Origin of the sequence: Micromonospora sp. MH33, assembly GCF_003013775.1 — a bacterium.
Classification (GTDB): domain Bacteria; phylum Actinomycetota; class Actinomycetes; order Mycobacteriales; family Micromonosporaceae; genus Micromonospora; species Micromonospora fulviviridis.
This window is the reverse complement of record NZ_MUYZ01000370.1, coordinates 1-5,684: the sequence shown is the minus strand read 5'-3', so window position 1 is coordinate 5,684 and position 5,684 is coordinate 1. Positions and strand designations below refer to the sequence as shown.

Genomic DNA, 5,684 nt, shown 5'->3' with positions numbered 1-5,684 from the left:
GGCCGGCCCCGGCCAGCCCGATGACGCCGGCTCGGACCCGGGTCGGGTCGACGTCGGCGAGGGCGGCGCGCAGCGCGGCGAGGAGTTCGGCGGCGGCCCGCTCGGCGCCGTGGCTGGTCGGGTTGCCCCCGCCGGCGCGGCCGGTGCCGAGGCGTACCCCGTCGAGGCTGAGGGCGGCGGCGCGGGTGGACGTACCCCCGACGTCGAGGCCGACCACGACGGTGTCCGACATCCCTTCATGCTGGTCGGCCGCGCTTCCGGGCGCAAGATCCGGGCTGTGCGCCAGGTAACAGTTTGAAAACTTCGCCCACGGCCTTGACACGGAGGGGCCTTCAGTAAGAACTTTTACCACTAACAGTTAACACTCTTTTCCGAAAGGCGCCCCATGGTTGATCACGAGGTGGACACCCCCGCGGGGACCGCGGTGGTCGACGCCGACGCGGTCGACCGGCGGGGTGCGGTGGCCGTCTCCTCCGACGGTGTGCTGGCCAGGGTCCGGGCCGGGGCGGGGGAGCTGACGGGGGCGTTGCGCCGGGTCGCCGAGCACGTGCTCAGCGACCCGGAGGCGGCGGCCCGGGCCACGATCGTCGAGCTGGCCGAGCGTAGCGGCACCTCACCGGCCACCATCACCCGGTTCTGCCGCGCCATGGGCTTCGAGGGCTACGCCGACCTGCGGCTCGGCATCGCCGCGGAGACCGGCCGGGCGCGCTCGGCGGGCTGGACGGTCGACATCGGCCGGGAGATCCAGCCCAGCGACCCGCTGTCCCGGGTGCTCGACCAGATCATGGCCGCCGACACCCGGGCCATGCACGACACCGCCGCGCTGCTCGACCTCGGCGAGGTGGAGCGGGCCGCGGTGGCCATCGCCGGGGCCAGCCGGGTGAACATCTTCGGCGCCAGCGGCAGTGCCCTGGTCGGCGAGGAGATGCAGTTCAGCCTGCACCGCATCGGGGTGGCCGCCTGGGCCTGGAGCGACGTGCACGAGGGGCTGGCCAGCGCCGCGCTGCTCGGCGTCGGCGACGTCGCGCTCGGTATCTCGCACACCGGGCAGACCCGGGAGACCATCGAGATGCTCGCCGAGGCGGGCAGCCGGGGGGCCACCACCGTCGCGCTGACCGGGTTCCCCCGCTCGCCGCTGGCCGAGCTGGCCGACATCGTGCTGGTCACCGCCAGCCAGGCCACCACGTTCCGGCCCGACGCGCTCTCCGCGCGGCACCCCCAGCTCGTCGTGCTCGACCTGCTCTACATCGCGGTGGCGCAGCGCACCCACGACCGCGCCCACGCGGCCTTCCGGCGTACCGCCCAGGCCGTTGACGGGCACAAGGCCGAGAAGGGGGCCACCACCTCATGATCAGTGCCCAGCGGTACGCGGACGCCGTCCGCCCGGTGCTCGACCGGCTGGTCGACACCCAGGCGGAGGCGGTCGACCGGGCGGCCGACGTGATCGCCGGCGGCCTGCGCGCCGGTGGTGTGCTCCAGGCGTTCGGCGCCGGCCACTCCGAGGCGTTCGCCGCCGAACTGGTGGCCCGGGCCGGCGGCCTGGTACCGACCAACCGACTCTCCCTGCACGACCTCGTGTTGCACGGCGACGCGCCCCGCGACGTGCTCGCCGACCCCAAGCTGGAACGCGACCCGGCCGTGGCGCACCAGCTCTACGCCCTGGCGGGGCCGCAGCCGGAGGACGTGTTCGTGGTCGCCTCCCAGTCCGGCATCAACGGCTCGGTGGTCGAGCTGGCGACGCTGGTCCGGGAGCAGGGCCACCCGTTGATCGCGGTCACCTCGGTCGAGCACACCGCACGGGTCGCCCCGCGGCACCCGTCCGGCCACCGGCTCGCCGACCTCGCCGACGTCGTGCTGGACAACGGCGCGCCGTACGGCGACGCACTGCTGCCGCTCGAGGGCGGCGGCGCGGTCTGTGCGGTCTCGTCGGTCACCGCGGCGCTCCTGGCGCAGCTGCTGACCGCCGAGGTCGTACGACGGTTCCACCAGGCCGGGGAGGTACCCCCTATCTACCTCTCCGCCAACGTCCCCGGTGGGGATGAGCACAACCTCGCCCTCGAGTCGCGGTACGCCGGGCGCCTCCGGCGGACCGCCTGACCCGACCCACAAGGAGAGACAAAGATGTCGGTTATCCCCGAGAACCTCGGCGACCTCAGCCGCCGGACCCTGCTGCGGCGGGCCGCCGCGGCGGGCCTCCTCGCCACCCCGGCGATGGGCCTGCTCAGCGCCTGCGCCGGCAGTGAGCCGGAGAAGTCCGACAACGGCGGCGCGGCCAAGAGCAAGGACAACCCGTTCGGTGTGAAGGACGGCAGTGCCGTCAAGGTGGTCATCTTCAACGGCGGCCTGGGCGACCAGTGGGCCAAGGAAGACAAGGTCATCTTCAGCGCCAAGCACCCGAACGTCACGGTCAACATGTCTTCGACCCAGAAGATCAAGACCGAAGAGCAGCCGAAGATGGCGACGCAGCCGAGTGACCTGGTCATGAACTCGGGCGCCGACATGATGGACCGCAGCACGCTGATCAACGAGGGCGCCATCGAGCCGCTCGACGACCTGCTCACCGCGCCCGCCTGGGACAGCGAGGGCACCGTCGCCGACTCCCTGCTGCCGGGCACGGTCGGCGACGGCACCCAGAACGGCAAGTTCTACGTCGTGAACGTGGCGTACACGGTGTGGGGCAACTGGTACAACGCGGCGCTGTTCAAGAAGGAGGGTTGGCAGGCGCCGACCACCTGGGACGAGTTCTTCGCGCTGGCCCCGAAGATCAAGGCCAAGGGCATGGCGCCGTACGTGCACGACGCCGTGCACGGCTACTACCCGCGCTGGGCGCTCATGGCGAGCATCTGGAAGACCGCCGGCAAGCAGGTCGTCGTCGACATCGACAACCTGAAGGAGAACGCCTGGAAGGCCGACGGCGTGCTCAAGGCGCTGGAGCCGTGGGAGAAGCTGGTCAAGGACAAGCTGCTCCTGCCCGGCAAGCTCGACCACACCCAGTCGCAGCAGGCCTGGCTCGACGGCAAGGCGGCGTTCATCCAGGTCGGCACGTGGCTGAAGAACGAGATGTCGGCCACCATCCCGCCGGGCTTCGAGCTGACCCTGTCCGACTACTGGCACAACGCCGACGACAAGGCGCCGAAGGACGTGTTCGCGGCGTCCGGCGAGGGCTTCGTCGTGCCGAGCAAGGCCCCGAACAAGGAGGCCGCGAAGGAGTTCCTGCGGGCGATCCTGTCGAAGGCGGGTTCGGCCAAGTTCGCCGAGCTGACCAAGTCGCTGGCCTCCACCAAGGGCTCCGGCGACAACGTGCAGGACACCGCGCTCTCCAGCGCCAACACCCTGATGAAGAACGGCGGCAGCGAGCTGATCTCGGTCAAGTTCCAGGACTTCTACGCCGACCTGGACAAGGAGAGCCAGAACCTCTCCGAGGAGCTGATGGCCGGCCGGCTCACCGCGCAGCAGTTCGTCGACAAGATGCAGGCGGCCGCCGACAAGGTCGCCAAGGACTCGTCGATCAAGAAGCAGACCCGCACCGCCTGATCCGACGGAGAGAGTGAGTCCAATGCGGCACGGAGTCGCGCGTTTCGTCACGGGCTTCCTGGCCCTGCCCGTCGCGCTGTACCTGTTCTACGTGGTGTGGCCGTTCGCGCAGGCGGCGGGATACTCGCTGACCGACTGGGGCGGGTATTCGGATTCCCAGCGCTTCGTCGGGCTGGACAACTACGTCCGGCTGTTCTCCGACGAGCTGATCCGGAAGGCGTTCTGGCACAACGTCTTCTTCCTGGTCACCGTGCCGCTGTTCACCATCGCGCTGGCCCTGTTCCTCGCGTTCCTGCTCAACGTGGGCGGACGCGAGGACAGGGCCGGCATCCGCGGGGTCTTCGGCTCCGCCCTCTACAAGGTCATCTTCTTCTTCCCGCAGGTGCTGTCGCTGGTGGTCATCGCCGTCATGTGGCAGCAGATCTACCGGAGCGACAGCCAGGGCCTGATCAACGGCCTGCTCATCAAGATCGGGCTGGTCGACGCGGACAACCCGATCGCCTTCACCGCCGACCCGGAGCCGTTCCTCGGCATCCCCGCGGTGCTCTGGTGGCTGCTGCTCATCGCGGTGTGGAGCGGCGCCGGCTTCTACATGGTGCTCTTCTCCGCGGCCATGCAGTCGATCCCGAAGGACATCTACGAGGCGGCGATCCTCGACGGTGCGGGCCGGTTCCACACGTTCTTCCGGGTCACCCTGCCGCTGCTCCGGGACACCATCTCGGTCGCCTGGGTCTACCTGGGCTTCATCGCCCTGGACATGTACGCCCTGGTGTTCGTCATGACGCCGAGCCAGGGCGGCCCGAACCACGCCAGTGAGATCTTCGCGTCGGTGCTCAACTTCACCGCGTTCCAGAAGGGCCAGTTCGGCTACGCCTGCGCGATGGGTGTCGCGCTGGCCATCTTCACGATCCTGCTCGCCGCGGTGCAGCTGAGGATCACCCGCCGTGACCGTATCGAGTTCTGAAGGAGGCGCGACGATGAGCACGGCGACGCACGGTCTCGACCGGGCCGGCCAGGCCACCCCGCCCCGCACCGCGCCCGCGGGCCGGGACGCGCACCGGCCCAGGTGGGGTGCCCGGATCTTCAACGGCTTCTCCCACCTGTTCCTCGTGGTGTGGGCCCTGATGGTCATCTACCCGCTGCTCTGGGTGGTGATGTCGGCGCTCAAGAGCGACTCGGAGGTCATCCGGGAGCCGCTGTCGTTGATCCCCGACAAGCTGCACTTCGACAACTTCCTCCGGGCCTGGACGGCCGGGCACCTCGGGTCGTTCTTCCTGAACACCCTCCTGGTGCTGCTCGGCAGCGTCACGCTGACCATGCTGCTCGGCTCGATGGCCGCGTACGCCCTGGCGCGTTACGAGTTCCCCGGCAACCGGCTGATCTACTACATGTTCCTCTCCGGGCTCACCCTGCCGATCTACCTGGCCGCGGTGCCGCTGTTCAAGGGCGTCTACAACACCGGCGTCAGCCTGCCGCTGCTCGGCCCGAACAAGCACGTCATGCTGATCCTGGTCTACGTGGCCTGGTCGCTGTCCTTCACGATCTTCTTCATGCACTCGTTCTTCCGGACGCTGCCCGACACGATCGCCGAGGCGGCCCAGGTCGACGGCGCCTCGCACACCCGGACGTTCTTCAGCGTCATGCTGCCGATGGCCAAGCCCGGCCTGATCAGCATCGGCATCTTCAACGTGCTCGGCCAGTGGAACCAGTGGTACCTGCCGACCCTGCTCATGCAGTCGGTGTCCGGTGAGCCGAAGCACCAGGTGATCGCCCAGGGGCTGATCGAGCTGTCGGTCAACCAGGGCTACAAGTCCGACTGGTCCGGCCTCTTCGCCGGGGTCACCATGGCGATGCTGCCGGTGCTGATCGTGTACATCGTCTTCCAGCGCCAGGTGCAGTCCGGGCTCACGGCCGGCGTCGGCAAGTAACTCCCGCTACCCGCTGCCCGGTCCCTTCGGCATCTGTCGGAGGGGCCGGGCAGAATCGCGTCCGTGCTGGTGGCGATGGAGTCGGACGAGCGGGGCGGGGGAGTGCTGCAACCGCTCGACCCGGCCGGTCGCCCGGCCGGCCCGGCCGAGCCGGTGGCCGACCTGGCCGCCGCGGTGGCCGCCCGGGAGGCCGCCGACCGGCCCCGCTGGGTCTGGGCCACC

At 69.8% G+C, this 5,684-nt stretch carries 5 protein-coding genes and 2 pseudogenes; 6 read left to right on the top strand and 1 reads right to left on the bottom strand.

The features are described from left to right. Window positions 1-232, bottom strand: a pseudogene (locus B0E53_RS32425) (ATPase); the annotation flags it as partial. A gap of 153 nt (window positions 233-385) precedes the next feature. Between B0E53_RS32425 and B0E53_RS32420 the strand changes: the two are divergent. From B0E53_RS32420 to B0E53_RS39870, 6 genes and pseudogenes are all read left to right on the top strand, one after another. Beyond that, a complete protein-coding gene (locus B0E53_RS32420; RefSeq protein ID WP_107079449.1) occupies window positions 386-1,351 on the top strand; it encodes a MurR/RpiR family transcriptional regulator in 966 nt (321 codons plus the stop codon). Further along, window positions 1,348-2,097 (top strand): SIS domain-containing protein, encoded by a 750-nt coding sequence (locus B0E53_RS32415; RefSeq protein WP_107079448.1) that lies wholly within the window; start codon window positions 1,348-1,350, stop codon window positions 2,095-2,097. The genes B0E53_RS32420 and B0E53_RS32415 overlap by 4 nt, the downstream gene beginning before the upstream one ends. Before the next feature lie 24 nt (window positions 2,098-2,121). Beyond that, complete coding sequence (gene ngcE / locus B0E53_RS32410; RefSeq protein ID WP_107079447.1) at window positions 2,122-3,534, top strand: N-acetylglucosamine/diacetylchitobiose ABC transporter substrate-binding protein; 1,413 nt, start codon at window positions 2,122-2,124, stop codon at window positions 3,532-3,534. Window positions 3,535-3,556: 22 nt separating this feature from the next. After that, on the top strand, window positions 3,557-4,498 hold the full coding sequence (locus B0E53_RS32405) for a sugar ABC transporter permease (protein ID WP_107079446.1): 942 nt from the start codon (window positions 3,557-3,559) through the stop codon (window positions 4,496-4,498). A gap of 160 nt (window positions 4,499-4,658) precedes the next feature. Continuing rightward, entirely contained in the window at window positions 4,659-5,462 is an 804-nt protein-coding gene (locus B0E53_RS32400; RefSeq protein ID WP_348639684.1) for a carbohydrate ABC transporter permease, read from the top strand. 33 nt (window positions 5,463-5,495) lie between these two features. Further along, window positions 5,496-5,684 (top strand): annotated as a pseudogene (locus B0E53_RS39870) (bifunctional 3'-5' exonuclease/DNA polymerase); the annotation flags it as partial.